This window comes from Photorhabdus heterorhabditis, from assembly GCF_018448905.1.
GTDB classification, from domain to species: Bacteria; Pseudomonadota; Gammaproteobacteria; order Enterobacterales; family Enterobacteriaceae; genus Photorhabdus; species Photorhabdus heterorhabditis.
On sequence record NZ_RCWA01000004.1, the window covers coordinates 161,548 to 188,003 of the forward strand.

Here is a 26,456-nt window from a genome sequence, read left to right on the forward strand (position 1 = left end):
CAGGCAGATATTATCGCCAGTAAGGGGAGAACGAGCAATAGACTGGCGATTATTGTGTGAGTTGTCTGGTTATTTTCCTGCCAGCACGCTATACATCAGTGGCATACGGGGCATGCCTTCCGGTTGGACCATTCTGCCGCCGCCAATATGACGCATGCCTGCAAATTCCCCCCATCCGTTGGAATAAGGGTATTCATTGAATTGTTCAATGTGTAATCCTGCCTGTATCAACGCGTTTAGGACTTCGTGAATTCCCCAATAAAACTCATAACTATGATGAGGATTTTGGAAATCGGTAATGCCTTCTACAATTTCGTTCAAACAGAGTGTTTCAGCACATTCAGTAACATAATCGTGGATACCGCTTTCTTCAATTATTGCACCTTCTCGGAAATAGTCGTAATGGGGTTGCCATTGTGCATTAAAATAGAGAGCAAAAGGATGAAATTCAACTAGTATAAATTTCCCTTCTGGTGTTAATAATTGTGAGATAAGTTCGGCCCAATGTTTCAGATCAGAAAGCCAAACTAATACACCATAAGAGCAAAAAACTCGGTCAAATTTTAGATTTTTTGTAATAGCTTGCTCCATCCAATCGAAAATATCGGCTCGATGAAATTGTGCTGGAATGCCACTGTCGGCCGACAATTGACGGGCGAAATTAATAGCTTCATCAGAAATATCGACCCCGGTTACATTGGCGCCATATTGGGCTAAACTCAATGTATCCTGACCAGAATTACATTGCAGATGTAAGATGTTGAGACCTTTTATATCACCTAATAATGATAATTCCTCTGGGTAGAGTGTATTACCTCCTTGCTTGAAAAAAGCAGCTTGATCACCTTTATGGCTGTTATGGGCAATAGTGGCAGCATTCCATGATAAACGGTTGGCTTCGTGAAATTCTTTATTCATCTGTTTTTCTACCTTTTACTATTTTCTACCTTTTACTAAATTGAGTAATATTGTTTACTACGATTTTTACGGTTTTGTTTTAAATTACAGAGTTGTATTCTTTAGGCGAAAGATCAATTGTAGCGGGTAATCTGCTGAATGCCATTATTCAGTTGGGTTATTTTGTGACAAGATGATAGCGAATAAAATTAATTTTCTATAATTTATACCCTTCATCCTTCAAGTTGCTGCTTTGTTGGCTGCGTTCATTTACCCCAGTCACATCGTTATCTATGCTCTTGGGGATGCGTTCACTTGCTGCCGCGCTGCAATTTGAAATCTATTGGGTATATGACTATTCACTTACTATTATCTGTCAGTTAAATGCCGCTTTGAAAAATAATTCAAAGCGGCAAAGAGTATTAAAGGTTGCAGTTATTTTTCTGCTTCGCCGCCTAGTGCTTCAATGGTGCTTTTAATCAGTGCACTTAATTCACCTGTCATTAAAATAAAATCAGCATCAAATCGTTGGGCAAAATCTTCCCGGTCAATGTCATCATTTTGCTCACGCAATGTATCACTGAATTTTATGCGTTTGAAAGCACCATCATCTGACAACATCAACTGAATACGTTCTTCCCAATCAAGAGCCAATTGAGTGACACATTTTCCTGCTTCTATATGGGTGGCAATTTCGTCAGAGATCAAATCTTGTTTTTTACAACGAATTACGCCACCTTCTTCCAAAATGGCTTTTAGTTCGGCTTCATCCATTAAAGCAAAGCCCGTCGGTAAATCGCCGGAACGTACCCATTCTGTTAGTGTTAATTCTATCGGGTCTTTAAATGTCAGAGGAACGACGGGTAAAGAACCAAGACTTTTTCTCAGTAATGCCAGATTATCTTCAGCCCGTTTGGCACTGGCAGCATCAACAATAATCAAATTATTGGCGATATCGATCCAAATATAAGTTTGGCTGAATCGGCTAAACGCCCGTGGTAACAGAGTATGCAATATTTCATCTTTCAGAGAATCTTTCTCTGTTTTTTTAAGTTTGCGATGCTGCTCTCCTTCCAGTTTTTCAATTTTTGCCTGTAGTGCCTGTTTGATAACCGGTGAAGGTAACATCTTTTCTTCTTTGCGGGCACAAATCAGGATTTGATTATTCGCAACATGAGTGAAAGCGTCACTGTTCGACCCCATTGGCGGCACCCAGCCTGTTTTCGCCATATCCTGACTACCGCATGGGGTGAATGCTAACGGACTCAATTGTTTTTCCAGTTCATCCGCAGAAAGTGAAATTTCCCGGTTTAAACGGTAAATCATTAAATTTTTGAACCACAACATGAAGTTACCCCATATTTTTGCTCATTTAATCGGGTGAGCATCTCAAACATAAGGCAGCATGATAGCGAATCACAGAGTTAAGCCCTAGTATCTTGTGTCAATTTATCCTGAATGAGTGTCGGCTTTAGTGTGGGTATGCAGTCGGCTCTTTGTGTAATGGAAATGCGGATACTTTTAATTATAAAAAAACAAGCTTACCCTGTTGGTTTAGATAAACGTTTTTCAGTTTCTCAGTACAATAGCCTGCGTTTTTTCGTTGTAACGGAATATGATGATGCGTGCAGTGACAATCCAGTTTATAAGGTAAAAACAGACTATTTTGGCAACAGAAGCGTGTCTGTACTTCTAAGTTGAAAGTTGTAAGGAAAGTCATCAAGGCTTTCCTGCATTAATCTAAAAAGAGGTGTGAAATGGTTAAGAATGTGTCGAAAGTCTCAACATTAGCCTTATTGGTCGCATTCAATGTAAATGCTGCAACAGTTGATTTGCGGGTAATGGAAACATCTGATGTTCATAGTAATTTGATTGATTTCGATTATTTCAAAGATAAACCCACTGAACAATTTGGTTTGATACGTACAGCGAATTTAATTAAAGCAGCCAAAGCAGAAGCCACCAACACCATTCTGGTCGATAACGGTGACCTGATTCAAGGCAGTCCGCTAGCGGATTACATGGCAGCCAAGGGCATTAAAAAAGGAGAAGTTCATCCGGCGTATCAGTTAATGAATACGATGGGCTATACCGTGGGTAACTTTGGTAACCATGAGTTTAATTTTGGCTTGGATTATTTGAAGAAGGTTATTGCTGGGGCGAAATTCCCGTATATCAATGCCAATATCTTGGATGCTAAAACCGGTAAGCACTATTTTACTCCTTATATTATCGTTGATACACCGGTTAAAGATCGGGATGGTAAAACTCATACCATTAAGATCGGTTATATCGGCTTTGTACCGCCACAGATTTCTATTTGGGATAAGGCCAATCTGGACGGAAAAGTCGTGGTTAACGATATTACTGAAACCGCGAAAAAATTTGTTCCTCAAATGAAAAAAGAGGGCGCAGATTTGATTGTTGCGATTCCTCACTCTGGTTTTTCCAAAGATCCATATAAAGCAATGGCTGAAAACTCGGTTTATTACTTGAGTGAAGTCACTGGCATTGATGCGATTATGTTTGGTCACGCGCATGGTGTGTTTCCAAGTAAAGAATTTGCAGACATTAAAGGTGTTGATATTGCCAGCGGAACTGTTAACGGTATTCCGGCAGTCATGCCAGGTCAGTGGGGGGATCATTTAGGTGTTGTTGATCTGGTTATCAACAATGATGGCGGGTCATGGCAGGTGACGGAAGCAAAAGCTGAAGCCCGTCCGATTTATGACAAAATAAATAAAAAGGCATTGGTTGAACGCGATAGTGAATTAGTCAAAATTATCGATGAAGCCCATCGGGGAACTCAGAGTTTTGTTGGCAAATTTATTGGTAAAGCCTCTGCCAATATGTACAGCTATTTGGCTTTGATCCAAAGCGATCCAACAGTGCAGATCGTGAATGATGCGCAGGCAGATTACACACGGCATTTCATTCAGGGTGATCCTGATTTAGCCGATATTCCTGTTTTGGCCGCAGCGGCTCCATTCAAGGTCGGTGGTCGTAAGAATGCGCCAGCAGACTTTGTTGAAGTTGAAAAAGGCGATCTGACGTTCCGTAACGCAGCGGATCTGTATCTGTACCCAAACACGTTGGTTGTTGTGAAGGCAACCGGTGCAGATGTGATTGAATGGTTGGAATGTTCTGCCGGCATGTATAACCAAATCGATCCAAATTCCACTCAACCCCAGTATCTGTTGAATTGGAGCGGTTTCCGTACTTATAACTTCGATACGATTAGTGGTGTGAATTATAAAATTGACATAACTCAGCCAGCTAAATATGACGTGGATTGTCAGGTCATCAATCAAGGGGCTAACCGTATCAAGGATGTGACTTATCAAGGTAAACCAATCGATCCTAACGCTAATTTCCTGATTGCTACCAATAATTACCGTGCATATGGCGGTAAATTTGCTGGTACAGGCGAAAACAATATTGCATTTGCATCACCAGATGAGAATCGTACTATCCTGGCTTCTTACATTGTCAAAGTGTCTAAAGAAAAAGGGATGGTAGTGACCAAGGCGAATAATAATTGGGTAATCATGCCGATCAAAACTGACAAGAAACTGGATATCCGTTTCGAAACGTCTCCCGGAGAGAAAGCCACGAAATTCATCAAAGAGTTTTCCCAATATCCAGTGAAATATCTGGAAAATGATGAAGTTGGTTTTGCAGTGTATCAAATTGATCTAACTGAAAAAAAATAATTTTAATAACCACCTGCCCTCTGTTTGGGCAGGTTTTTGCTTTTTTACCCACAGCAGGGAAATGATTTCCCGTCAGGAATATGATGCGTTTCTTTAACTTATTGTCGGTAGCATTCGTTTTGTTGGTTGCTGGTTGTGCGACAACCAGAAGTGATTGAACCTTTAGAATCACTTCTGGAGGAAGAGGTTTTTTGTTTACTGCCAGCTCAGGGCAGGGATATAAGGCGCGGTTTTCAGACTAACTGGGTGTTTGCTGTTGCTCAATGTATTGGCGAATGATTGATATTGGCGCACCGCCACAATTGCCCACAAAATAACTCGGTGTCCAAAGAACACCTTTGTAGTAATAGCGCTGTGCAATATCAGGATGATCTCGGCGAAGCAATCGACTTGATACCCCTTTGAGGCTGTTAACCCGATTAGATACCGCCAATTTAGGGGGTAATTAATTAGCCGGTGAACATGATCTTGTCCGCCCTCCATTTCAACCAGTTCAACATCAAAATTGGCACATACACGGGCAAAATAGCCTCTTATTTTGTCAGGCCATTTTGTTAATGATACCTGCTGAGATAGTCCTTGAATGAAAACGATAATATAGGAGTAACGTATTGAGCAAACAGGATTTCATCGTTCCTCTGTTTGCTCATTTGAGTACCTTGTTCTTTTTTTACTCACTGTCTGGTATAGCGAAACTCAGGTGCGAGTTTGCTTATCCCAAGTCCGTTAATTTTTTTCACTTTGATCTGTACAGGGATACGTTCTTTCATGGCTTCGACGTGGCTTATGACGCCGATCGTTTTCCCGGAAGCATTCAGATTATCCAAAGCATCAAGAGCAATATCCAGGGTTTCTGGATCAAGTGTGCCAAAGCCCTCATCCAGAAATAGCGAATCAATACAGGTTTTATTGCTGACTAAATCAGATAAAGCTAAAGCTAGCGCGAGGCTGACCAGAAAACTTTCTCCACCGGAAAGTGTTTTGGTATCACGGATGGCATCGGCTTGCCAGGTATCAACGACTTGTAGTTCAAGTCCGTCACTATTTTTGCGTTGCAAATAGTAGCGTCCGTGGAGTTTGTTCAGTCGTTGATTGGCAAGATGAATCAGGTGATCTAGCGTCAGACCTTGGGCAAAACGGCGGAATTTAGCGCCATCTGCCGAGCCTATCAGGTTATTAAGATAGCTCCAGTCATCATAATTTTGTCGGCAATGGTTGATTTCTTCCAACAAGGATTTTTGTTGTTGACGGCGGGCTGCATCATGACTAATCAGGTTTTTCAATTCTCCTTGTTGTAGTGTGTTTCTTTTCAATTCTCCAATAATATTTTCCAACTGTTCAATGAGTTGTGGTTTTGTATATTGATCAAACAACTTAGGACGATTTTTCAGGTGTTGTTGTAAGGTTTCTGCGGCTTTCTGACATAAGATTTTGGCTTGCACCTGTTGTTGTTCAAGCTGTCCTTTGAGTTGTTGTAATTCCTTACGTTGTTCTGGTGATAACAGTGCTGTTTCAAAGGTACTTTGATCGACAAAGATGCTTTCGGTTAATGCAGAAGTGAAATTTTGTTCTGCCAGCTGTTTTTGGTGCTCAGCTTGGTTACAGTTTTTTTCTGTCTCATCAATTGCACCGGTGAGTTGGTTAATATGAGATTGTGCTTGTTGCAAATGTGATAATGCCTGTTTGCACTCTTCTTCTAGCTTCTGAGAATGTTGCTGTAGTGCTTGAGTTATTTTCGCAACAGATTGTTCACCAAATAGCTCTTGGCGTTGTTGTTGCATCTTTTCGAGTTGCTGTTTTTGTTGTTGCTCTTTTTGATGAAACCCGTTTAAACGGGATGTGTATTCTTCTTTCTGTTTATTCAATGATTCAATCTGACTTTGAACGACAGCTTGTTCTTTTTGGAGCTGTTGCCAGTTTTCCCGGCAGTTTTGATATATCTGCCACTCATTTCTACGTTGTTGTAGCCAGTTCTCAGCATCATTTAGAATTGGCAGTGGTAAATTATATTCTTGTAATTCCGAGTTTATTTTTTCGATAACATCAGTTAGCTTGCGCTGCTGCTGCTGTATCTCTGGTTGCAGTTCAGACAGAGATATTTTCCGGGCATCATATTGTTGTTTATCTAGTCCAACTCTGTGCTCAATTTCTTTAATGTGCTCTTGATGAGCTGTCAGTGTTTTTTCTGTTTTTTGATACTCTTTTTCTGCTAGTTCAAATTCGGTTAATTGAGTTTGGTAAAGCTGATAAGCAGATTGGTTCTGTTGCACAAATGCTTCAAGTGCTGGTTTATCTAACGGAGAAATTTCAGTTTGTAATATTTCACAAGTTTGTTGCCATTGTTGAGTCAATGAATTCAGTTGTAGTTCAGCATCTGCAATTTCTTGCAAAATATGGTTGTATTGTTGTTGTTGAAATTCTTTTTTATTGACCAACGATATTTTGGTTGTTTGCAATTCTTCAGATTGCTGACGTAAATCTTTTAGCCGTTGTTCTGATTTTGGCAATTCAATATTTTGATAAGCTTGAATAGCTGGATGATGTTCAGAGCCGCAAAGAGGGCAAGGGTCGCCTTCCTTAAGTTGTACTCGTTCTTTTTCCAGACTGACAATCTTTTGTTCTAATTGAATACGTTGAGAAAGATCTTCCAGATGTTGCTGTTTTTCTGAAAGTTGTTTATCAGCAACTTCCATTTGTATAGGAAGTTCTTTTAATAATTTTTCTGGTTGTTGTAAGCGAATATTGTTACTGGCAATAGTTGTTTGTAATTGCAGGATCTGAGGGGACAATACCTCCAATTTGTGTTGTAGAGTCAGCTGTTGCTGATATTCAATGAATTGTTTTTTTAATTTTTCCTGTGAATATTGCTTTTGCAGATTAAAGAATTGCTGCTCTGCTTGTTCAAATGCCAGTTTCAGCGGTTGGCTATTTTCAATCTGTTGTTTTAAATCTTTTTGTTGCTTATTCAGACTATCATTGAATTGTGTTAGCTCAGTCGTGAGTTTATCTGTCTTTTGGGTCCGCTGATTAATCTGTTGTTGCTGGTCTTGCCACCAGGAGAATTGGTGTTGCCAAAAAGTAATTTTTTCACCGAAATATTGATGATGAGGTTGCTGCTCAAAATAATTTTCCAATTGTTTTCTTTGGCTGGTTAATGACTGAGCATGTTGGTTTGCCACGTTGTATTGCTGATTAGTATTTTCAAACTCTGCTTTTTGTTCATTGATGTGTTGTTGAGTAAGATTAAGATCTTTAATCTGAATATCAATTTGATGATCCAATGGAATCACTTGCTCTGATATCAGTTTTTCTTGCTGTTGCCGGTATTGTTGATGTGTTCTTTGGGCCGACTCTGAATCAGTTACTTTGTGCTGTATTGGTGTGAGAGTTTGCTGTTGTTGATGAAGTTGCTGATGCATATCTGCCAACTGTTTACTGATTCTCTGGTATTCAGATTGAGTTCGATTCTTGCCCTCCAGTAATGGGCGAAGTATTTCTGCTGGTTCACTGCTAGCCAGTTTTTGTAGTTGTGGTTCTGCGTGGGTAAGTGCTTTTTCTGCTTGTTGTAAAGCCGCATGATTTTCAGTAGCAAATTGCTGGAGTTCTTCTTCACGAATCAGCCATTGTTGCGAATGTTGCAGTGTTTTTATCTGCTGATTCAGCTGTGATTCAGAATGTATGAGTTGTTGCTGTTGTTCCAGATATTGTTGATATTGTTCTTCTGTTAGTAAATCAATGGCAGATGCTTTGGCTTGCAAAATCCCTAGCTCTGATTGTGCTTCTTTGTATTGCTGGTAAATTTGCTGAGATAAAATACTGTAAATTTCAGTACCGGTTAATTCTTCCAATAAATCAGCCCGTTCATTCGCTTTAGCATTGAGGAATGCGGCAAAGTCGCCTTGGGATAACAACATGGATTTGGTGAAACGGCCATAATCCAATCCGGTAATTTCAGTGACTTTCTCTTCCTTATCCTGAACTTTATCAGCCAAGATTTTGCCGTCCTCTTTGCATGCGAGTTCGACTTTGGGCGTTTGCAGGTTGCCGTCGGGTTGATTACGCGCTCGCCGTTGGCTCCAGAAAGCGCGATAGGCGACGCCTTTCACTTCAAATTCAACCTCAGCCAATGATTCTGCTGTGTGGCGGGTCATCAGTTCATTTTGTGAGGTAGAAATCGTCGTCAGGCGTGGTGTTTTGTGATAAAGCGCAAGACAGATAGCATCCAGTAAGGTGGTTTTACCTGCCCCGGTAGGGCCGGTTATTGCGAATAGACCATTACTGGCAAACGGCTCTGCTGTGAAATCAATTTTCCATTCACCTTGTAATGAATTAATGTTTTTTAGCCGTAGACTCAGGATCTTCATGTCTGTTCCTCCTTGTTTTTATTCTGATATACCCTTTATCTTTCAAGCTGCTGCTTTGTTGGCTGCGTTCACTTACCCCAGTCACATCGTTATCTATGCTCCTGGGGATGCGTTCACTTGCCGCCGCACTGCAACTTGCAATCTATTGGGTATATACCCTTCATCTTTCAAGCTGCTGCTTTGTTGGCTGCGCTCCCTTGCCGTCGCGATCCATCTTGCAATCTATTGGGTTATAGATGTCATTCAGTGTTTGTTCGAAAAGAGTGGTCAGACGTTTTTTATGTTCTTCGTCGTTAAGTTCTGTTTGCTCAAGCCTCCGGGCAAAAACTTCGTTAACGCTGAGTTCTGTTAGGGTTTCTCTGTTTTCTTTCGTCAACATATTTTGTCGTTGTGTTTTGGCACGTCGTAGCAGAATGACTTCTACCGGAAGTTCTGCAACCATTGATTGAATTCTTTTCTGGATATCATGGAGGTAATCTTGTGTTGCAACTTCGATATCCAACCAAACAGGTTGCTCACCTTTATAATCATTAAGAGTCTGTAACTGTTGCTCAATTTGTTGCAGGTTGCCTCTAATAAGTTGCATAGGCTGATATTGAGGAACGGGTAAAAGTTTAATGGATTCTAGCTTGCATTGAGTAAATTCCACTAAACAGAGACTTTTCTCCTGTCCCACTTCATCAAAACTGAGTGGAATGGGGGAACCGCTATAACGAATATGTGCAGATTTAGCGACGATTTGTGGCCGGTGAATATGCCCAAGTGCAATATAGTCTGCCGGCGGGAAAGCGTGCGCTGGGAAGGCATCAAGTGTACCAATATAAATATCCCGAACTGAATCGGTGACAGAGGCGCCAATAGTGGTCAGATGCCCGGTAGCAATGATAGGTAAAGGGATATTTAGTTGATCACGTAATTCACAGGCTTGTCGGTACAGTTGATGATAGTGCTCTGCAATAGCTTCCTGTAATGCCAGCTGTTTTTGTTCACCTGACTGGCCCGCTTGACTGGTCATAATATCCCTTGGTCGTAGAAAAGGGATTGCACAGAGGATTGCACCGGCATTGCCGTCCTGAGTGTTGAGTATTTTTATCTGTTTTTGTGGATCTTCTTCAGCATTTGCAATAACGGTGGTATTCAGGCAGGAAAGTAGTTCCTTTGATTCATTCAGCGTTGCTACTGAGTCATGATTGCCTCCAAGGATAATTAACTGACAGCCAGTAGGTTGCAGTTCAACAACAAAGCGATTGTACAATTCACGGGCGTAGCTGGGAGGTGAGCCGGTATCAAACACATCTCCGGCAACAATCAATGCATCGACCTGGTAATTTTTAATCTGTTCAACCAGCCAATGCAGAAAATGTTTATGTTCAGCAGCTCGGCTTTTTGTAAAAAAATATTGACCAAGATGCCAGTCAGAAGTGTGAATAATGCGCATAATTCCCCGCAATTCGTTAAGGTGAAAGATGATTATAACGATTGTAATCTGGATATCATTCTTAAATCTGATTTCGTGAATATATCTCCGAGTCGCTTCTCATTTCATTATGAAAATGACAATTGTTAAATTAATTATTGCGAAACAGATTGCAGGTGAGGGATAACGGAGGCAGGATTTCATAAATTTGTCATAAAACTGACGCATAATACTTTTTAAAATTAAGTAGCGCTTATACCCAATGGATTTCAAGATGCTTCGCGACGGCAAGGGAGTGAATCCCCGGGAGCATAGATAACTATGTGACCGGGGTGAGTGAGTGCAGCCAACAAAGAGGCAACTTGAAAGATAACGGGTATATCTCAATAGATTAACAGGATTGACCATGACAAGACGTATTCTGGTAGTTGAAGATGAAACTCCAATCCGTGAGATGGTTTGTTTTGTATTGGAAAAAAATGGGTATCAGCCGATAGAAGCGGAGGATTACGATTCAGCGCTGGCATGTTTATCTGAACCCTATCCTGATTTGGTATTGCTGGATTGGATGATCCCGGGTGGTTCTGGTTTGCAGATAATAAAGCAAATGAAACGAGATAATCATGTTCGAGATATTCCCGTGATGATGTTGACGGCCCGGGGTGAAGAGGAAGATCGGGTTCGTGGTCTGGATGTCGGGGCAGACGACTATATAACTAAGCCTTTCTCCCCTAAAGAGTTGGTTGCCAGAGTTAAAGCGGTATTGCGGCGTATTTCACCCATGATGATGGAAGATATCATTGAAATGGATGGCCTGATTTTGGATGCAATTTCTCATCGGGTGACTAGCCAGGATCAAGTGCTGGATATGGGGCCGACTGAATTTAAATTACTGTACTTTTTTATGACTCATCCTGAACGGGTCTACAGCCGTGAACAGTTGCTCAATTATGTTTGGGGAGCAAATGTTTATGTCGAAGACCGAACTGTCGATGTGCATATTCGTCGTTTACGTAAAGTATTAGAAATCGGTGGTCATGATAAAATGGTCCAGACTGTTCGTGGTACTGGTTATCGTTTTTCTACCCGTTACTAAGTCCGCGCACCGGAGAATCTAATGTGTTAGAACGTTTATCTTGGAAGAAACTGCTTTCAGAACTGTTTCTTTTCTGTTTACCTGCCTTAATTTTATCGATGTTTATTGGGCACTTAGCTTGGTGTTTGTTTGTTTCGGTATTTTTGGTGCTGATATGGCATGGCTATAACTTACTGAAACTTTCGGATTGGTTATGGTTGGATCGCAGTATGTTGCCACCTTCGGGAAGAGGGGGATGGGAGCCTATTTTCTATGGTATTTACCAGATGCAACAACGAAATCGGAAGCGACGCCGTGAACTGGTTCTTTTGATCAAACGTTTTCGCAGTGGGGCTGAGTCATTGCCAGATGCCATTGTTATGATGACAACTGAGGGTAACATTTTCTGGTGTAACCGCTTAGCACAACATTTACTCGGGTTCCGCTGGCCCGAAGACAATGGGCAGCATATTTTTAATTTACTTCGCTATCCTGATTTTAACCGATATGTTCTTTCCCGGGATTTTTCACGACCGTTATCGATCGAATTAAATAATGGCTTCACTGTTGAATTCCGAGTTATGCCTTACTCTAAAGGGCAATTATTAATGCTTGCCAGAGATGTGACACAGAAACGAACATTAGAAAATGCCCGCCGTGATTTTTTTGCAAATGTCAGCCATGAAATGCGTACTCCTCTAACTGTATTGCAGGGGTATTTGGAAGTGATGCAGGATCAGGATGTAAGTGGTTCGCTGAATAAGAAAATGTTGAATACCATGCAGGAGCAAGCCCGGAGGCTGGACAGTTTGGTGAAGCAATTATTGCAGTTGTCTAAAATCGAAGTCGCTCCTCAGATTGATATGAATGAAATAGTTGATGTGCCTTTGATGCTTAAGGTATTGCGTCAGGAAGCGACGGCGCTTGGTAATGGATGTTATAAAATTAATTTCGATATTAGTGAAGAATTGAAAGTTTTTGGTAATGAAGAGCAGCTACGCAGTGCGATGTCGAATCTGGTTTATAATGCTATTAACCATACCCCGGAAGGGACTCAGATTGATATCAATTGGAAAAAGAATTCCCATGGCGCTGAGTTTGCAGTGAAAGACAATGGGCAGGGTATCAGTGCTGAACATTTACCTCGTTTAACTGAACGTTTCTATCGGGTAGATAAGGCCCGTTCCAGGCAAACGGGGGGAAGTGGTCTCGGTCTTGCTATTGTTAAACATGCCTTACATCATCACCATTCTCATCTTGAAGTCCTCAGTGAAATAGGACGAGGAACAACCTTCAGTTTTACTTTACCGATAGGACTGATTGTACCGACTAAAATAACCGGTAAAAGAGATAAGGATAGTTTGATTAAAAGTAATAATTAATCTCCGCAATTAATCATTAGCTTATCAGGTCAAAAAAAACACAAATCATATAGTGTGTATTCAATGATAGCTAACAGCAATCACTGAATTTAAAAAAGAGTGTGGTATATAGTTCTGCATTCTGGTTTATCTATTGCCTTCTAGCACTATAAAAGTTTTACTTGTGGGCAGTTGCTGGCGATTCTGTCTATAATAGTTACTATAATTCTGTATTTAACAGATACCAGTGAATATTATTTTGATAATAAATCGTTAAATTGGGGTTCAATATTGCCAATATGTGCCTAATTATTGGTGGTATTTATACTATTCAAACCATTAAAATGGTAAAAAAACATTAATAATCATTATGACACATCGTTTATCATCTAAGGATATTTGGGCATTAGGGTTTATGACTTTTGCCCTGTTTGTGGGAGCCGGAAATATTATTTTTCCGCCTATGGTGGGATTGCAATCGGGTGAATATGTTTGGCTGGCGGCATTAGGCTTTCTAACCACTGCGGTTGGTCTACCCGTAATTACAATCATTGCGTTGGCAAAAGTAGGTGGAGGTATTGAAGCGCTGAGTTCACCAATTGGTAAGGTTGCTGGTCTGTTGCTTGCTACGGTGTGTTATCTGGCTGTTGGTCCTTTATTTGCAACTCCACGTACTGCAACAGTCTCTTTTGAAGTGGGAATTGCTCCTCTTACGGGTTCAGGTGAATTACCGCTCTTTATTTACAGTCTGATTTATTTTACTTTGGTGATTGCTGTCTCGCTTTATCCTGGCCGTTTACTTGATACGGTTGGGCATGTGTTAGCACCCATCAAAATGCTAGCGCTAGGTATACTTGGTGTTGCCGCTTTACTTTGGCCGGCGGGTAGTTCAATTCCTGCAATTGATGTTTATCAGCAAATCCCATTCTCTAGCGGTTTTGTTAATGGCTATCTGACGATGGATACCTTGGGGGCTATGGTATTTGGTATTGTCATTGTTAATGCTGCGCGTTCAAGAGGTGTTGCTTCATCTTCATTATTGACTCGTTATGCGATGTGGGCAGGATTGATTGCTGGGATTGGTCTGGTGCTGGTTTATCTGTCTCTGTTTAAACTGGGTTCGGGTATTGGTGCATTAGTTCCTCATGCAGAGAACGGCGCTGTAATTTTGCATGCCTATGTTCAGCATACTTTTGGTAGTGTGGGCAGTATTTTCTTGGCGGTACTGATTTTTGTCGCCTGTATGGTGACGGCAGTTGGGTTAACTTGTGCGTGTGCTGAGTTTTTTAGCCGTTATTTGCCTCTGTCTTATCGTTCACTGGTGCTGATCCTTGGAGTGTTCTCCATGCTGGCTTCTAACCTTGGTTTGAGTTATTTGATTAAGGTTTCTATACCAGTACTGACTGCTATTTATCCACCGTGTATCGTTCTGATTGTGCTGAGCTTCACTTTCGGCTGGTGGAATAATTTCACCCGTATTCTCGCCCCAGTTATGCTAATTAGCCTGTTGTTTGGTATTTTAGATGCCATCAAGTCATCTGAAATGCTGGTGCATTTATTACCAGATTGGGCAACGCGTTTACCGTTGGCTGATCAAGGGTTGGCTTGGTTAGCACCATCCCTGTTGATTCTGATTATGTTTGGTATCTATGACCGTGTTCTGGGGCGTTCTGGTACACGCGAGAGTCAGATTCATCAATGATGAGCTGTTTTATCTGACTTTTTGCTATTGTCAGATGTTTAAGGAAAGTATGGGATGGGATTATTAAGAAAAGGATATCCCATCCCGGTATTTTGAAATTTTTTCTCTTACATGGATTGTTTGTTTCCTGAATTATTGGTTATTAGTAACCAATAGCAGCACCTGCCGGACGTCTAACATCATTGGCACCATAGAAATGTTTTTCACGCACCTGACCCGATACGGCAGCATCGTTACCTGAAGAATCGGTATTTGAAGCAACAGCTTTCGGCAAACCAACCATAATCACCTCAGCGGCACCCCATGGTGTTTGTTCCACCATCTTATATCCCATTTTTTTCAGTAGATTCAGTGAATCTTTAGAAAGACCACGTTGTTCATAATATACTTCATCTGGTAACCATTGATGATGAATACGTGGGCTATTGACGGCTTCTTGAGGTTGCATACCGTGTTCGATGATATTCAGAGCCGCTTGCAGGGTGATGGAGATAATACGAGAGCCACCTGGGGAACCTAGTACAAGGAATATCTTATTGTCTTTAGTGACAAGTGTCGGACTCATCGATGATAGTGGACGCTTACCGGGGGCAATGGAGTTCGTTGCTCCCTGAACAAGCCCATACAGATTCTTCTCACCAATTTTAGTTGTAAAATCATCCATTTCATCATTAAGGAAGAAACCTGTCCCAGGTGCAATAACAACGGCCCCAAACAGCCCATTAATGGTATAGGTGGTTGAAACTGCATTACCTTCGCTATCTACAATTGAGTAGTGTGTGGTTTCTGGTTTCTCATGTGGTCCAACACCGGGTTGAACGTTTTCTGATCTTGTTGCTTCCCCGGGTCTTATATTTTTACGTAAAGATTCAGCATAGCTCTTACTCAATAAGCGATCGATTGGGTTTTTGACAAATTCCGGATCGCCAAGGTAAGTATTTCTATCCATATAGGAATGACGCATTGCTTCCGTCAGTGTGTGAACATAATCAGCAGAATTGAATCCCATTTCTTTGAGGTTGTAGCCTTCCAGAATATTCAATGTTTCACACATTGTTACCCCTCCTGAACTTGGTGGAGGTGAAGAGATAAATTTGTACCCACGATAGCTACAGGTGATTGGTGTCGTTTCTGAGATTTTATAATTGGCAAAATCGGCTTCGGTGATGATACCGCCTGATTTTTTAGCTGCTTCTGCGACTAATTTAGGAATATCTCCATGGTAGAAAGCTTCCGGCCCTTTTTTGGCAATTAACTCCAATGTATTCGATAAATCGGTTTGTACCAGTTTATCTCCCGGTTGATAAGGGGAACCATCTTTACGCAGGAAAATGCGGGCCGCTTCTGGATCTTTGCGAAAACGTTCGATTGTAGTGTCCAGAATATCGGTGTCTGCTCGTGTCAGTATAAAACCTTCACGTGCTAGCTTAATCGCGGGTGCCATGACTTGTTCACGGCTTAGTTTGCCGTATTTTTTCAGGGCACTGTCCAGTCCCATGACTGTTCCCGGCACACCGACTGCCAGATAGCCATATAAACTGGCACCTTTAATAATATTGCCTGTTTTATCCAGATACATATTTGCGTTTGCTGCATTTGGTGCAGTCTCGCGGAAATTAATAAAGGTATCAGTGCCATCTGCTAAATGAATTGTCATAAAGCCACCGCCGCCGATATTGCCACAGCATGGGTTGACAACGGCTTGGGCATAACCAACAGCAACAGCTGCATCAATCGCATTTCCACCTATTTTGAGAATATCTACACCAACTTGTGAAGCAAGATGTTGAGCTGATACAACCATGCCATTTTTAGCTTCAACGGCAGGTTCAGAAGCTGCATAAAGATGAGAGGAGATAAGTAAGGATATTATAGCCAGTGGTGTTTTCCATGTTTTTAACATGTTGAGAACTCCTGTTATTTTGTGAGGTGATTTTTATAAGTAGAAATATTTACTTTTGTACAAATTTTAATGTTAACCAATTGTAAATTTAATTATAAGAGGTGATAGTTATCTGGAAGGCTGTTTTTTTGTGCGCAAGGTGGCAAAATGAGGAATTTCAGAATAAAAAACCAGTTGGAATAAACCAACTGGTTAAATATTGGTAACGTTTGAGCTTACAGTTTAGCAGCGTTTTGGGACAGGTACTTAGCAACTCCGTCTGGAGAAGCACTCATACCTTCTTTACCTTTTTCCCATTGTGCAGGGCATACATCGCCGTGCTCTTCGTGGAATTGCAGTGCGTCAACCATACGCAGCATTTCGTCAATGTTACGACCCAGTGGCAGATCGTTAACGACTTGGTGACGGACAATGCCATTTTTGTCGATCAGGAAAGAACCACGCAGAGCTACGCCTGCATCTGGATGCTCAATGCCGTAGGATTTTTGAATTTCGCGTTTAGTATCAGCAACCATTGCATATTTAACTTCGCCAATACCGCCTTTCTCGATAGAGGTTTTACGCCAAGCGTTGTGAACGAATTCAGAATCAAAAGAAACACCAACGACTTCAACACCACGTTTTTTAAATTCTTCGTAGCGGTGGTCAAATGCGATCAGTTCAGAAGGACATACGAAAGTAAAGTCCATCGGCCAGAAGAAGATAACGGCAGGCTTACCGTTCAGATGATTTTTTAGGTTGAAATTTTCAACGATTTCGCCATTACCGAGAACAGCTGCTGCTGTAAAGTCGGGGGCTGGACGGGTTACCAGAACCATAATTTACTCCTGTAATTTTGATCGGGGTTTGTGTAAAAATTGGATATAGAATAAGGAATTAGCGTACACCAATAAAGGAAAAAATACTAATTTTTGCAATAGATTTTACCTATCAATACCTTATTTTTATTTTCTTTACCTTAAGAAAACAGGGATATTTTTGCAAAGGTTTAGCAGGATTCGTATTAAAAGGCCATTTCATTAGGTTATTAGACCGTGGCGAGGATGGTAATTTCTGGCGCACCATTACCACTGGGGTTATCGTCGTGCTGAATAACGACAGACAAAGTAAATGGATCGTTTAGGTTTCCCTGATAAAGATCTTTCCGAATACAACCGCGATTATACCTGTTATCTTTCAAATTGCCTCTTTGTTGGCTGCACTCACTTACCCCGGTCACAGAGTTATCTCTGCTCCCGGGGATTCGCTCCCTTGCCGTCGCGACGCATCTTGAAATCTATTGGGTATAAAACATTTGTTTATAAAAAGAGTTTCCTACTATTCATCTACGGCCAGTCAAAGGCTGGCCGTTAGGAAATTATTTACAGGGGTAATAATGCCTATTGAGTTGGACAGTAGAAGCCCTTATTTTCTGCTTTATTCATCATATAGGGATAAAATTGCCAGAATAGTGCTTCTAAATCAGAATAATGTCGCTCTATATCCTGAAATGAACCAGATAAGGCCGATAACCTGGGATGTCTTCGAGCCATTCCTTTTAATACATTTGCGATAAACGGAAGATCTGCATAGCGGATCAGCCAGTTTTGTGGCCATAAAAATTCATTCAGTTCCTGAAAGCTTTCAGGAGTTTTATAAAGATGGGGTTCTATCTGATTATGGGCATGGTGAATAAATGCGGGTAGCGAGTAAGTAGGTACCAGTTTATTCCAATGCAGGGAAAGGAAGTGATCCCAGATAATATCCAAAGTAATCGGCGCAACCCGTCGATATGGCGCACTGAACAAGTGACGGGCTTGAATAACCAATGGATGGGTATCTGTTAATACGTCAACACGCCGATGCATGCGAATACCAGCGGCTACATCAGCGTCGTATTGCCCCTCTGGATTACCTCGAACAAAGTCCGCCATTAAGTTTCCTAGTAGGGAACTTTCAGCCAGAGTAGCTAAATGAAGGTGAGCGAGAAAATTCATCCAGTAATTATAATATAAATCAGCGAAGTTATGTGCTTATTTGTTGCACCCTCAGAATTGTGGCACTAGACTAGTCCGCTTGTTTTTCTGAATGATTAAATATAATGCGTGTCTCCGATTTTACTTTTGAACTTCCTGACGAAATGATTGCTCGTTATCCTCAACCACAACGCAGTAGCTGCCGTCTGCTTTCTCTTGACGGTGAAACAGGGGCGTTAACGCATGGTGTTTTTACGGATGTTCTCAATAAACTGAATACTGGAGATTTGCTGGTTTTCAATAATACCCGGGTAATACCTGCGCGTATTTTTGGCCGAAAGGCCACTGGCGGTAAGTTGGAAGTTCTGGTTGAACGAATTTTGGATGATAAGCGAGTACTTGCACATGTGCGTGCTTCTAAAGCGCCGAAAGAGGGAACTGAGCTGCTGCTGGGGGATAATGAGAGTATAAAAGCAACCATGCTGGCCCGCCATGATACCCTGTTCGAAATACGTTTTGAGGATGAGCGTGATGTGCTATCCATTCTGGATAATGTTGGTCATATGCCTTTGCCTCCTTATATTGATCGCCCCGATGAAGAGGCGGATCGCGAGCTATATCAGACGGTATACAGTGAACGTCCCGGTGCAGTAGCGGCGCCAACGGCGGGGCTTCATTTTGATGAGCCGTTATTGGAAGCTCTGCGTGAAAAAGGCGTGGAGATGGTTTTTGTTACCTTGCATGTGGGCGCTGGGACTTTCCAGCCAGTGCGTGTAGAAACTATCGAAGACCATGTTATGCATTCGGAATATGCTGAGGTACCCCAGCATGTGGTTGATGCGGTTCTGGCATGTAAAGCGCGAGGTAATAAAGTCGTCGCTGTCGGCACAACGTCGGTCCGTTCTTTGGAAAGTGCAGCAAAAGCTTGTAAAGATGAATTAATTGCGCCATTTTTTGGTGATACACGGATTTTTATTTATCCGGGTTTTGAATATCAGATTGTTGATGCCCTGATTACGAATTTCCATTTGCCGGAATCGACACTTATTATGCTGGTTTCTGCATTTGCCGGTTATAAAAATACGATGAATGCTTATAAAGAGGCAGTGGCAGAAAAATACCGTTTCTTTAGTTATGGTGATGCCATGTTTATTCGTCGTAACCCATTGGCTTTCGAGGAAAAAATTTCTTAATTCATTATCATAATGTATACAATCAGCGGGAGTGTGTCGTTGAGGATTCCTGAGAAGGATATGTCTGGATATCGTTTTGTCGGGATCACTGTTTGTCCGTAAATATCCACTCCGCCTTGGTTTCAAACGTTTTTTAAGTAACAGCATCAGACTGTTTATCTGATGCCTGGAGGTTAAGTGAAATTTGAATTACAAACTACTGATGGTCAAGCTCGTCGTGGCCGCTTGGTTTTTGAGCGTGGAGTTGTAGAAACTCCAGCATTTATGCCTGTTGGTACTTATGGCACAGTAAAAGGAATGACGCCGGAAGAAGTGAAAGAAACTGGCGCGCAGATCCTGCTGGGCAATACATTTCACCTGTGGCTGCGTCCCGGACAGGAAATAATGAAGCTTCATGGTGACTTGCATGGATTTATGCAATGGCATGGCCCGATCTTGACAGATTCAGGAGGGTTTCAGGTATTTAGCCTTGGGGCGATGCGAAAAATCAAAGAGGAAGGTGTTCATTTCCGTAACCCAATTAATGGTACACCGGTTTTCCTTAGCCCGGAAAAATCAATGGAAATCCAGTATGACTTGGGTTCCGATATTGTCATGATTTTTGATGAATGTACGCCATATCCTGCTGATTGGGATTATGCGAAACGTTCGATGGAAATGTCCTTACGTTGGGCGGCGCGTAGTCGTAAGCGTTTTGATGAATTGCAGAATAAAAACGCATTGTTTGGTATTATTCAGGGTAGTGTTTACGAAGATTTACGTGACATCTCAATAAAAGGTCTGGTAGAGATTGGCTTTGATGGGTACGCTGTAGGCGGTTTAGCGGTAGGAGAGCCTAAAGAAGATATGCACCGCATTCTTGAGCATGTCTGTCCGCAAATCCCGCAGGATAAACCGCGTTATCTGATGGGGGTAGGGAAACCAGAAGATTTGGTAGAAGGGGTTCGCCGTGGCATTGATATGTTCGATTGCGTAATGCCAACCCGTAATGCCCGCAATGGTCATCTTTTTGTTACAGAAGGTGTCATTAAAATTCGTAATGCCAAGTATAAAGAAGATACTGCACCGCTAGATGAGCAGTGTGATTGTTATACTTGCCGAAATTATAGCCGAGCATATCTGCATCATCTTGATCGTTGTAACGAAATTTTGGGTGCAAGGCTGAATACTATCCATAATTTGCGGTATTATCAACGCTTGATGGCTGGGCTCCGTAAAGCTATCGAAGAAGGTAATCTTGAGCAGTTTGTTGAAGATTTTTATCAGCGGATTGGTAAACCGGTTCCGCTATTGAATGTTTGACTTATAACCTATCCTAATCGGTGGAAGTGTTGCATAAGTGGTTAATGGGATAGGTAGTTAGTAGTGATTGACTGGTTTCGGTGTGTATAGCATATTGCGGCTGGTTTTTGATTACTATCGATTTTGATAACAATGAGGGAAGTTTAATGAGTTTTTTTATTTCTGAAGCAGCAGCATCTGCTGGCGCACCGGCTCAGGGAAGCCCATATTCTTTGATCATCATGCTGGTTGTTTTCGGTTTGATCTTCTACTTCATGATCCTGCGTCCACAACAGAAACGTACGAAAGAACATAAAAAGCTGATGGATTCCATTTCCAAAGGTGATGAAGTTCTGACCAATGGTGGTTTGATTGGTCGTGTCACGAAAGTTTCTGACACGGGTTATGTTGTTGTAGCGCTGAATGACACTACTGAAGTGACCATTAAACGTGATTTCGTCGCTGCCGTTTTACCGAAAGGTACAATGAAAGCTCTGTAATTTCTGATTTTCCCGAAGGGAACTGCCGTGCTAAACCGTTATCCTTTGTGGAAGTATCTGATGCTGATCGCTGCGATCCTCATCGGTTTGCTTTATGCACTTCCCAACCTTTATGGTGAGGATCCGGCTGTACAAATCACTGGCGCGCGAGGCATTGCCGCCAGTGAGCGAACGCTGGACCAAGTCCGTAATGTTTTAGAAAAAGATCAAATCACGAGTAAATCCATTGCGCTGGAAAATGGTGCAATTCTTGCTCGTTTCAGTAATTCTGATATTCAGCTTCGTGCCCGTGAAATATTGATGTCCGAATTGGGCGATCAGTATGTGGTGGCATTGAACTTGGCTCCAGCAACACCAACTTGGCTGAGTAAGCTTGGCGCAGAGCCAATGAAACTGGGTCTTGATTTGCGTGGTGGTGTTCACTTCTTAATGGAAGTGGATATGGAAACCGCGTTAGGCAAACTGCAAGAGCAGAATATTGATGGCCTGCGCACTGATTTACGTGAAAAAGGTATTCTTTACTCCACCATCCGCAAAATTGAGAATTATGGTGTAGAAATCCGTTTCCGTGATGAAAAAGCTCGCTCTGATGCAGAGAGCTATCTCACTGGCCGTCACCGTGATTTAGTGTTCAGTGTTGGAACAAACAATACCCTGAAAGCGGTAATGAGTGATGAGCGTCAGCGCGAAGCCCGTTCTTATGCAGTGCAACAGAACATTACCATTCTGCGTAACCGTGTTAACCAACTGGGTGTTGCAGAACCATTAGTTCAGCGTCAAGGCTCTGACCGTATCGTGGTTGAATTACCGGGTATTCAGGATACTGCCCGCGCTAAAGAAATTCTTGGTGCGACAGCGACATTGGAATTCCGTTTAGTTAATTCCAGCGTTGATGCTACAGCGGCTGCGTCAGGCCGTGTACCGGGTGATTCTGAGGTGAAAAATACCCGTGATGGTAATCCGGTTGTGTTGTATAAGCGCGTTATTCTGACGGGTGATCACATTACAGATTCGACCTCTGGTACGGATGAATACGGTCAGCCAGAGGTGAATATTTCACTAGACAGTGCTGGTGGTACCGCGATGTCTAATTTCACCAAAGACAATGTTGGTAAACCAATGGCGACGCTGTTTGTGGAATATAAAGACAGCGGCAAGAAAGATGCTAATGGCCGGGCGGTGTTAGTCAAAAATGAAGAAGTGATTAACATTGCTAATATCCAGACCCGTTTGGGGAATAATTTCCGTATTACTGGTATTTCCAATGCAACTGAAGCCCGTCAGTTATCTTTACTGCTGCGCGCAGGTGCTTTGATTGCGCCAATTCAGATTGTGGAAGAGCGCACTATAGGACCAACTCTTGGCCTGCAAAACATTGAGCAAGGTTTGGAAGCTTGTTTGTGGGGATTGATCGCATCAATCCTGTTTATGGTGATTTACTATCGCAAATTTGGTTTGATTGCGAGTAGTGCACTGTTGGCTAACCTGGTGCTGATTGTTGGTGTAATGTCCCTATTACCGGGGGCTACGCTAACCATGCCGGGGATTGCAGGGATTGTTCTGACTTTGGCGGTGGCAGTTGATGCTAACGTGTTGATAAACGAGCGTATCAAAGAAGAATTGCGTAATGGCCGTACTGTACAGCAAGCGATACACGAAGGTTATAAAGGGGCTTTCTCCAGTATTGTCGATGCTAACCTGACTACGCTGATTACGGCTGTCATTCTTTACGCTGTTGGTACCGGGTCAATTAAAGGCTTTGCGATAACAACGTCAATTGGTGTCGCCACTTCTATGTTCACTGCTATTGTCGGTACGCGGGCTATCGTGAACCTGCTATATGGCGGTAAGCGTATTAAGAAGCTGTCAATTTAAGGAGCTCGTTGTGGCACAGGATTATACTGTTGAACAATTGAACCATGGTCGTAAAGTCTACGACTTTATGCGCTGGGACAACGTTGCTTTCGGAATTTCGTTGCTGCTGTTGGTGGCTTCTATTTTTGTGATGGCAACTCGCGGTTTTAACTGGGGATTGGATTTTACCGGTGGTACGGTAATCGAAATTAAGCTCAGTAAACCGGCTGATCTGGATAAAATGCGTGATAACCTGGCAAAAGCGGGTTTTGTAGATCCCCTATTGCAAAATTTCGGAAGTAGTCGTGACGTGATGGTGCGTATGCCGCCGGTTACAGGTGCTGCTAATGAAGAACTGAGCAAAAGGGTAATCAAGGTCATCAATGACACCGTTGATAAAGATGCGAGTGTAAATCGCGTTGAAATTGTTGGGCCGAGTGTTGGTGCTGAACTCGCTCAAAATGGTGCCATGGCGTTGTTAGCGGCGCTTATCTGTATCTTGATTTATGTTGGATTCCGCTTTGAATGGCGGCTGGCATTGGGGGCGGTTCTCGCGCTTGCGCATGACGTCGTCATCACGCTAGGGGTACTGTCGTTGTTCCATATTGAGATTGACCTGACAATTGTGGCATCTCTGATGTCTGTTATTGGTTACTCACTGAATGACAGTATCGTGGTTTCTGACCGTATCCGTGAAAACTTCCGTAAGATCCGTCGTGGTACGTCGTATGAAATTATGAATGTATCTCTGACCCAAACACTGAGTCGTACCATCATGACTTCTGCGACAACCTTATTGGTGGTACTGATGTTGTATATTTTCGGTGGTGCGATGCTGAAAGGGTTCTCACTGGCAATGTTAATCGGTGTTTCTATCGGTACGATATCTTCTATCTATGTTGCTTCCGCATTAGCGTTGAAACTGGGTATGAAGCGTGAACACATGATCCAGCAAAAGGTTGAAAAGGAAGGGGCTGATCAGCCATCTTTATTGCCTTAATGATTCGGCCTTAATGCTGTTTAAACACCCTGTGAGTATCCGGCTGACAGGGTGTTTTTTATTCAGATTAAGGATAAACTGTAAATTTAGTTCGTATTAACCATCAGGAAACGATATGCATTGCCCATTTTGTGCTGCTGTTGATACCAAAGTGATTGACTCCCGTTTGGTCGGGGATGGTTCGCAGGTGCGCCGCAGGCGCCAGTGTCTTGAATGTCATGAGCGGTTCACCACTTTTGAAATGGCTGAGCTGGTTATGCCGAGGGTAATAAAAAGTGATGATATCCGGGAGCCATTCGATGAAGAAAAATTACGGCGCGGTATGCAAAAAGCACTGGAGAAACGCCCAGTCAGTTCTGATGATGTAGAAATGGCGATTAGCTATATTAAATCTCAGTTACGAGCTACTGGTGAACGGGAAATTCCATCTAAAATGATTGGTAATTTGGTCATGGATGAGTTGAAGAAATTGGATAAAGTCGCCTATATCCGTTTTGCTTCCGTCTACCGTAGCTTTGAAGATATTCGTGAATTTGGTGAAGAGATTGCTAAATTACAGGATTAATAAGCTAGTGAATAGAGATGAAAAATATATGGCGCGCGCGCTTGAATTGGCGCGTCAGGGGCGTTTTACCACATCACCTAATCCCAACGTTGGTTGTGTAATTGTGCGTGATGGACAGATTGTTGGGGAAGGTTTTCATTTACGTTCTGGTGGCCCGCATGCTGAAGTTCATGCTTTACGGATGGCCGGAGATAAAGCCAAAGGCTCAACCGCTTATGTCACTCTCGAACCATGTAATCATCACGGTAAAACTCCTCCTTGTGCTGATGCCTTGATTACGGCTGGTGTCAACCGTGTGGTTACTGCTATGCAAGATCCTAATCCCCAAGTAGCGGGAAGAGGGCTTTATAAGCTGCAACAGGCGGGTATTGAAGTAGAACATGGGTTGATGATGGCGGAAGCGGAATCCCTTAACCGGGGGTTTCTGAAGCGGATGCGTACAGGGTTCCCGTATATTCAATTGAAGATGGCTTCTTCTCTTGATGGGAGAACTGCGCTGGCTTCCGGAGAAAGTAAATGGATTACATCATTACAGTCTCGTTATGATGTGCAGAAACTCCGCGCTCAATGTAGCGCAATTCTGAGTTCCAGCAGCACGGTTCTGGCTGATAATCCTTACTTGACGGTTCGTTGGAGCGAATTGGATGCAGAAACTCAGGCGGTTTATCCGAAGGAAAATCTTCGTCAGCCAGTGCGTGTCATTGTTGACAGTCAGAATCGTGTTGCTCCGCATCATCAGGTCATACAACAACCTGGTCATTGTTGGTTGGCTCGAACCAAAGCGGATGAAGATAACTGGCCTGAAAATGTAGAGCAAATACTGCTGCCTGCTCGTGATGCTGGTGTGGATTTAGTGTTACTGATGATGCAACTGGGCAAACGTCAGATGAATACGGTTTGGGCAGAATGCGGCCCGTTATTGGCTGGCGCATTGTTGAACTTGGGGCTGGTGGATGAGCTGGTTCTTTATGTCGCACCAAAGGTGCTGGGTGATACCGCTTGTGGTTTGTTTACTATTCCTGAACTTAAAAATCTAGCCGAAGCGCCAGAATTTAACATTTTTGATGTACAGCAAGTCGGGCCGGATCTTCGCCTGCGCTTGCGGCCTGTATACTGATTGGATGTATGAAATATGGGTTAGCGAAAAACGCCGTAAACCCTTGCCCAGTGCGGGCGGGGATATAAGGCGAAAAGCCCGGGGGGCTTTCAAGAACACTCAGGCGTTGACTGACTCTGAACGTAGGCTCTGAGTGTTTCGAGCGTTGCCCCTCCGGTGCTACAGACAAAGTACGATCTTGACCACAGCAACCCTGTTTTGCTCTGCATTCGTAGATGTGTATTCTGCTGGCGTAGTAGCCGTGATGATACTGATTTCAGGTTGTTAACCATCACGCTCACTGCCAGCTTTGGCGGGTATGCGACCAGAAGGTGTACATGATCCTGCTCACCGTCCATCTCTATGATTTCGCATTCGAGCTTTGCGGCGGCAGACAGGAATGCTTCCCGTAGCTGCTCAATCATATGCCTGTCAAAGAGCTTTCGACGGTACTTTGTCGTGAAAATCAGATGCACAACCAGTTTACTGACGCTGTGCCGTTTTCGGAGAAATCCCTCCAGTGCCTCATGCTGATGACTCAATTGATATATCCACCTAACCGGTTAAAATAGATGAATGA

General features: G+C 42.5%; 22 protein-coding genes and 1 pseudogene. 12 read left to right on the forward strand and 11 right to left on the reverse strand.

All coding sequences use genetic code 11. From position 1 onward, the window contains the following. Nucleotides 1-69: 69 nt before the first annotated feature. Nucleotides 70-918 (reverse strand): class I SAM-dependent methyltransferase, encoded by an 849-nt coding sequence (locus tag EAE89_RS04265; RefSeq protein ID WP_214085425.1) that lies wholly within the window; start codon nucleotides 916-918, stop codon nucleotides 70-72. A 414-nt stretch (nucleotides 919-1,332) separates the two neighbouring features. Continuing rightward, on the reverse strand, nucleotides 1,333-2,244 hold the full coding sequence (gene rdgC / locus EAE89_RS04270) for a recombination-associated protein RdgC (protein WP_054480443.1): 912 nt from the start codon (nucleotides 2,242-2,244) through the stop codon (nucleotides 1,333-1,335). Between the two features lie 410 nt (nucleotides 2,245-2,654). Here rdgC and EAE89_RS04275 point away from each other — a divergent pair, with 410 nt between their 5' ends. Together EAE89_RS04275 and EAE89_RS04280 are read left to right on the forward strand one after the other, a co-directional pair. Continuing rightward, nucleotides 2,655-4,610: a bifunctional 2',3'-cyclic-nucleotide 2'-phosphodiesterase/3'-nucleotidase gene (locus EAE89_RS04275; protein ID WP_054480442.1), complete on the forward strand. Its 1,956-nt coding sequence runs from the start codon at nucleotides 2,655-2,657 to the stop codon at nucleotides 4,608-4,610. A 135-nt stretch (nucleotides 4,611-4,745) separates the two neighbouring features. Then, a complete protein-coding gene (locus EAE89_RS04280) occupies nucleotides 4,746-4,889 on the forward strand; it encodes a hypothetical protein (RefSeq protein ID WP_167338264.1) in 144 nt (47 codons plus the stop codon). On the opposite strand, the gene EAE89_RS24305 is transcribed toward EAE89_RS04280, so the two are convergent. From EAE89_RS24305 to sbcD, 4 genes and pseudogenes are all read right to left on the reverse strand, one after another. Further along, nucleotides 4,849-5,043: a transposase gene (locus tag EAE89_RS24305; protein WP_422615502.1), complete on the reverse strand. Its 195-nt coding sequence runs from the start codon at nucleotides 5,041-5,043 to the stop codon at nucleotides 4,849-4,851. The two genes, EAE89_RS04280 and EAE89_RS24305, sit on opposite strands and share 41 nt — an antisense overlap. Further along, nucleotides 5,004-5,222 (reverse strand): annotated as a pseudogene (locus tag EAE89_RS24310) (transposase); the annotation flags it as partial. The gene EAE89_RS24305 and the pseudogene EAE89_RS24310, both read right to left, overlap by 40 nt. Nucleotides 5,223-5,284: 62 nt before the next feature. Next, nucleotides 5,285-8,974 (reverse strand): AAA family ATPase, encoded by a 3,690-nt coding sequence (locus EAE89_RS04290; RefSeq protein ID WP_214085426.1) that lies wholly within the window; start codon nucleotides 8,972-8,974, stop codon nucleotides 5,285-5,287. A gap of 160 nt (nucleotides 8,975-9,134) precedes the next feature. Next, nucleotides 9,135-10,412: an exonuclease subunit SbcD gene (gene sbcD / locus EAE89_RS04295; protein WP_214085427.1), complete on the reverse strand. Its 1,278-nt coding sequence runs from the start codon at nucleotides 10,410-10,412 to the stop codon at nucleotides 9,135-9,137. 385 nt (nucleotides 10,413-10,797) lie between these two features. Here sbcD and phoB point away from each other — a divergent pair, with 385 nt between their 5' ends. The 3 genes from phoB (at nucleotide 10,798) to brnQ (ending at nucleotide 14,529) form a co-directional block, all read left to right on the forward strand. Further along, nucleotides 10,798-11,487, forward strand: coding sequence for a phosphate regulon transcriptional regulator PhoB (gene phoB, locus EAE89_RS04300; RefSeq protein ID WP_054480439.1), 690 nt, complete (start codon nucleotides 10,798-10,800; stop codon nucleotides 11,485-11,487). 23 nt (nucleotides 11,488-11,510) lie between these two features. Then, on the forward strand, nucleotides 11,511-12,848 hold the full coding sequence (phoR, locus tag EAE89_RS04305; RefSeq protein ID WP_214085428.1) for a phosphate regulon sensor histidine kinase PhoR: 1,338 nt from the start codon (nucleotides 11,511-11,513) through the stop codon (nucleotides 12,846-12,848). A 349-nt stretch (nucleotides 12,849-13,197) separates the two neighbouring features. Beyond that, nucleotides 13,198-14,529: a branched-chain amino acid transport system II carrier protein gene (gene brnQ, locus EAE89_RS04310; RefSeq protein WP_054480437.1), complete on the forward strand. Its 1,332-nt coding sequence runs from the start codon at nucleotides 13,198-13,200 to the stop codon at nucleotides 14,527-14,529. Between the two features lie 142 nt (nucleotides 14,530-14,671). On the opposite strand, the gene ggt is transcribed toward brnQ, so the two are convergent. The 4 genes from ggt to EAE89_RS04330 form a co-directional block, all read right to left on the reverse strand. Next, complete coding sequence (gene ggt / locus EAE89_RS04315) at nucleotides 14,672-16,432, reverse strand: gamma-glutamyltransferase (RefSeq protein ID WP_214085429.1); 1,761 nt, start codon at nucleotides 16,430-16,432, stop codon at nucleotides 14,672-14,674. A gap of 215 nt (nucleotides 16,433-16,647) precedes the next feature. Then, nucleotides 16,648-17,250, reverse strand: coding sequence for a peroxiredoxin C (locus EAE89_RS04320; RefSeq protein ID WP_054480435.1), 603 nt, complete (start codon nucleotides 17,248-17,250; stop codon nucleotides 16,648-16,650). Between the two features lie 209 nt (nucleotides 17,251-17,459). Continuing rightward, the gene (locus EAE89_RS04325; RefSeq protein WP_149615843.1) at nucleotides 17,460-17,651 is read right to left on the reverse strand and encodes a hypothetical protein; all 192 of its coding nucleotides are present in this window, start codon (nucleotides 17,649-17,651) and stop codon (nucleotides 17,460-17,462) included. A gap of 160 nt (nucleotides 17,652-17,811) precedes the next feature. Beyond that, nucleotides 17,812-18,408: an acyl carrier protein phosphodiesterase gene (locus EAE89_RS04330; RefSeq protein WP_054480434.1), complete on the reverse strand. Its 597-nt coding sequence runs from the start codon at nucleotides 18,406-18,408 to the stop codon at nucleotides 17,812-17,814. A gap of 104 nt (nucleotides 18,409-18,512) precedes the next feature. Between EAE89_RS04330 and queA the strand changes: the two genes are divergently transcribed. The 7 genes from queA (at nucleotide 18,513) to ribD (ending at nucleotide 25,897) form a co-directional block, all read left to right on the forward strand. Continuing rightward, complete coding sequence (gene queA / locus EAE89_RS04335) at nucleotides 18,513-19,580, forward strand: tRNA preQ1(34) S-adenosylmethionine ribosyltransferase-isomerase QueA (protein WP_054480433.1); 1,068 nt, start codon at nucleotides 18,513-18,515, stop codon at nucleotides 19,578-19,580. A 177-nt stretch (nucleotides 19,581-19,757) separates the two neighbouring features. Further along, a complete protein-coding gene (tgt, locus tag EAE89_RS04340; RefSeq protein WP_054480432.1) occupies nucleotides 19,758-20,882 on the forward strand; it encodes a tRNA guanosine(34) transglycosylase Tgt in 1,125 nt (374 codons plus the stop codon). Nucleotides 20,883-21,028: 146 nt separating this feature from the next. After that, nucleotides 21,029-21,361, forward strand: coding sequence for a preprotein translocase subunit YajC (gene yajC / locus EAE89_RS04345; protein ID WP_041382377.1), 333 nt, complete (start codon nucleotides 21,029-21,031; stop codon nucleotides 21,359-21,361). A 27-nt stretch (nucleotides 21,362-21,388) separates the two neighbouring features. Then, complete coding sequence (gene secD / locus EAE89_RS04350; protein ID WP_072161916.1) at nucleotides 21,389-23,236, forward strand: protein translocase subunit SecD; 1,848 nt, start codon at nucleotides 21,389-21,391, stop codon at nucleotides 23,234-23,236. 10 nt (nucleotides 23,237-23,246) lie between these two features. Further along, a complete protein-coding gene (gene secF, locus EAE89_RS04355; RefSeq protein WP_054480430.1) occupies nucleotides 23,247-24,215 on the forward strand; it encodes a protein translocase subunit SecF in 969 nt (322 codons plus the stop codon). Nucleotides 24,216-24,330: 115 nt separating this feature from the next. After that, nucleotides 24,331-24,780, forward strand: coding sequence for a transcriptional regulator NrdR (gene nrdR / locus EAE89_RS04360; RefSeq protein ID WP_041382373.1), 450 nt, complete (start codon nucleotides 24,331-24,333; stop codon nucleotides 24,778-24,780). A gap of 7 nt (nucleotides 24,781-24,787) precedes the next feature. Then, nucleotides 24,788-25,897: a bifunctional diaminohydroxyphosphoribosylaminopyrimidine deaminase/5-amino-6-(5-phosphoribosylamino)uracil reductase RibD gene (gene ribD / locus EAE89_RS04365; RefSeq protein WP_200905774.1), complete on the forward strand. Its 1,110-nt coding sequence runs from the start codon at nucleotides 24,788-24,790 to the stop codon at nucleotides 25,895-25,897. 89 nt (nucleotides 25,898-25,986) lie between these two features. Here the strand turns inward: ribD and tnpA are convergent, their stop codons facing one another. Further along, nucleotides 25,987-26,418: an IS200/IS605 family transposase gene (gene tnpA / locus EAE89_RS04370; protein ID WP_214085430.1), complete on the reverse strand. Its 432-nt coding sequence runs from the start codon at nucleotides 26,416-26,418 to the stop codon at nucleotides 25,987-25,989. Nucleotides 26,419-26,456 lie beyond the last annotated feature (38 nt).

Coding starts and splice junctions, on each gene's coding strand:
- ggt (WP_214085429.1), bottom strand. CDS start 16,432: ATGTTAAAAACATGGAAAACACCACTGGCTATAATATCCTTACTTATC.
- queA (WP_054480433.1), top strand. CDS start 18,513: ATGCGTGTCTCCGATTTTACTTTTGAACTTCCTGACGAAATGATTGCT.
- EAE89_RS04265 (WP_214085425.1), bottom strand. CDS start 918: ATGAATAAAGAATTTCACGAAGCCAACCGTTTATCATGGAATGCTGCC.
- yajC (WP_041382377.1), top strand. CDS start 21,029: ATGAGTTTTTTTATTTCTGAAGCAGCAGCATCTGCTGGCGCACCGGCT.
- EAE89_RS04330 (WP_054480434.1), bottom strand. CDS start 18,408: ATGAATTTTCTCGCTCACCTTCATTTAGCTACTCTGGCTGAAAGTTCC.
- rdgC (WP_054480443.1), bottom strand. CDS start 2,244: ATGTTGTGGTTCAAAAATTTAATGATTTACCGTTTAAACCGGGAAATT.
- nrdR (WP_041382373.1), top strand. CDS start 24,331: ATGCATTGCCCATTTTGTGCTGCTGTTGATACCAAAGTGATTGACTCC.
- phoB (WP_054480439.1), top strand. CDS start 10,798: ATGACAAGACGTATTCTGGTAGTTGAAGATGAAACTCCAATCCGTGAG.
- EAE89_RS04320 (WP_054480435.1), bottom strand. CDS start 17,250: ATGGTTCTGGTAACCCGTCCAGCCCCCGACTTTACAGCAGCAGCTGTT.
- EAE89_RS04290 (WP_214085426.1), bottom strand. CDS start 8,974: ATGAAGATCCTGAGTCTACGGCTAAAAAACATTAATTCATTACAAGGT.
- brnQ (WP_054480437.1), top strand. CDS start 13,198: ATGACACATCGTTTATCATCTAAGGATATTTGGGCATTAGGGTTTATG.
- sbcD (WP_214085427.1), bottom strand. CDS start 10,412: ATGCGCATTATTCACACTTCTGACTGGCATCTTGGTCAATATTTTTTT.
- EAE89_RS04275 (WP_054480442.1), top strand. CDS start 2,655: ATGGTTAAGAATGTGTCGAAAGTCTCAACATTAGCCTTATTGGTCGCA.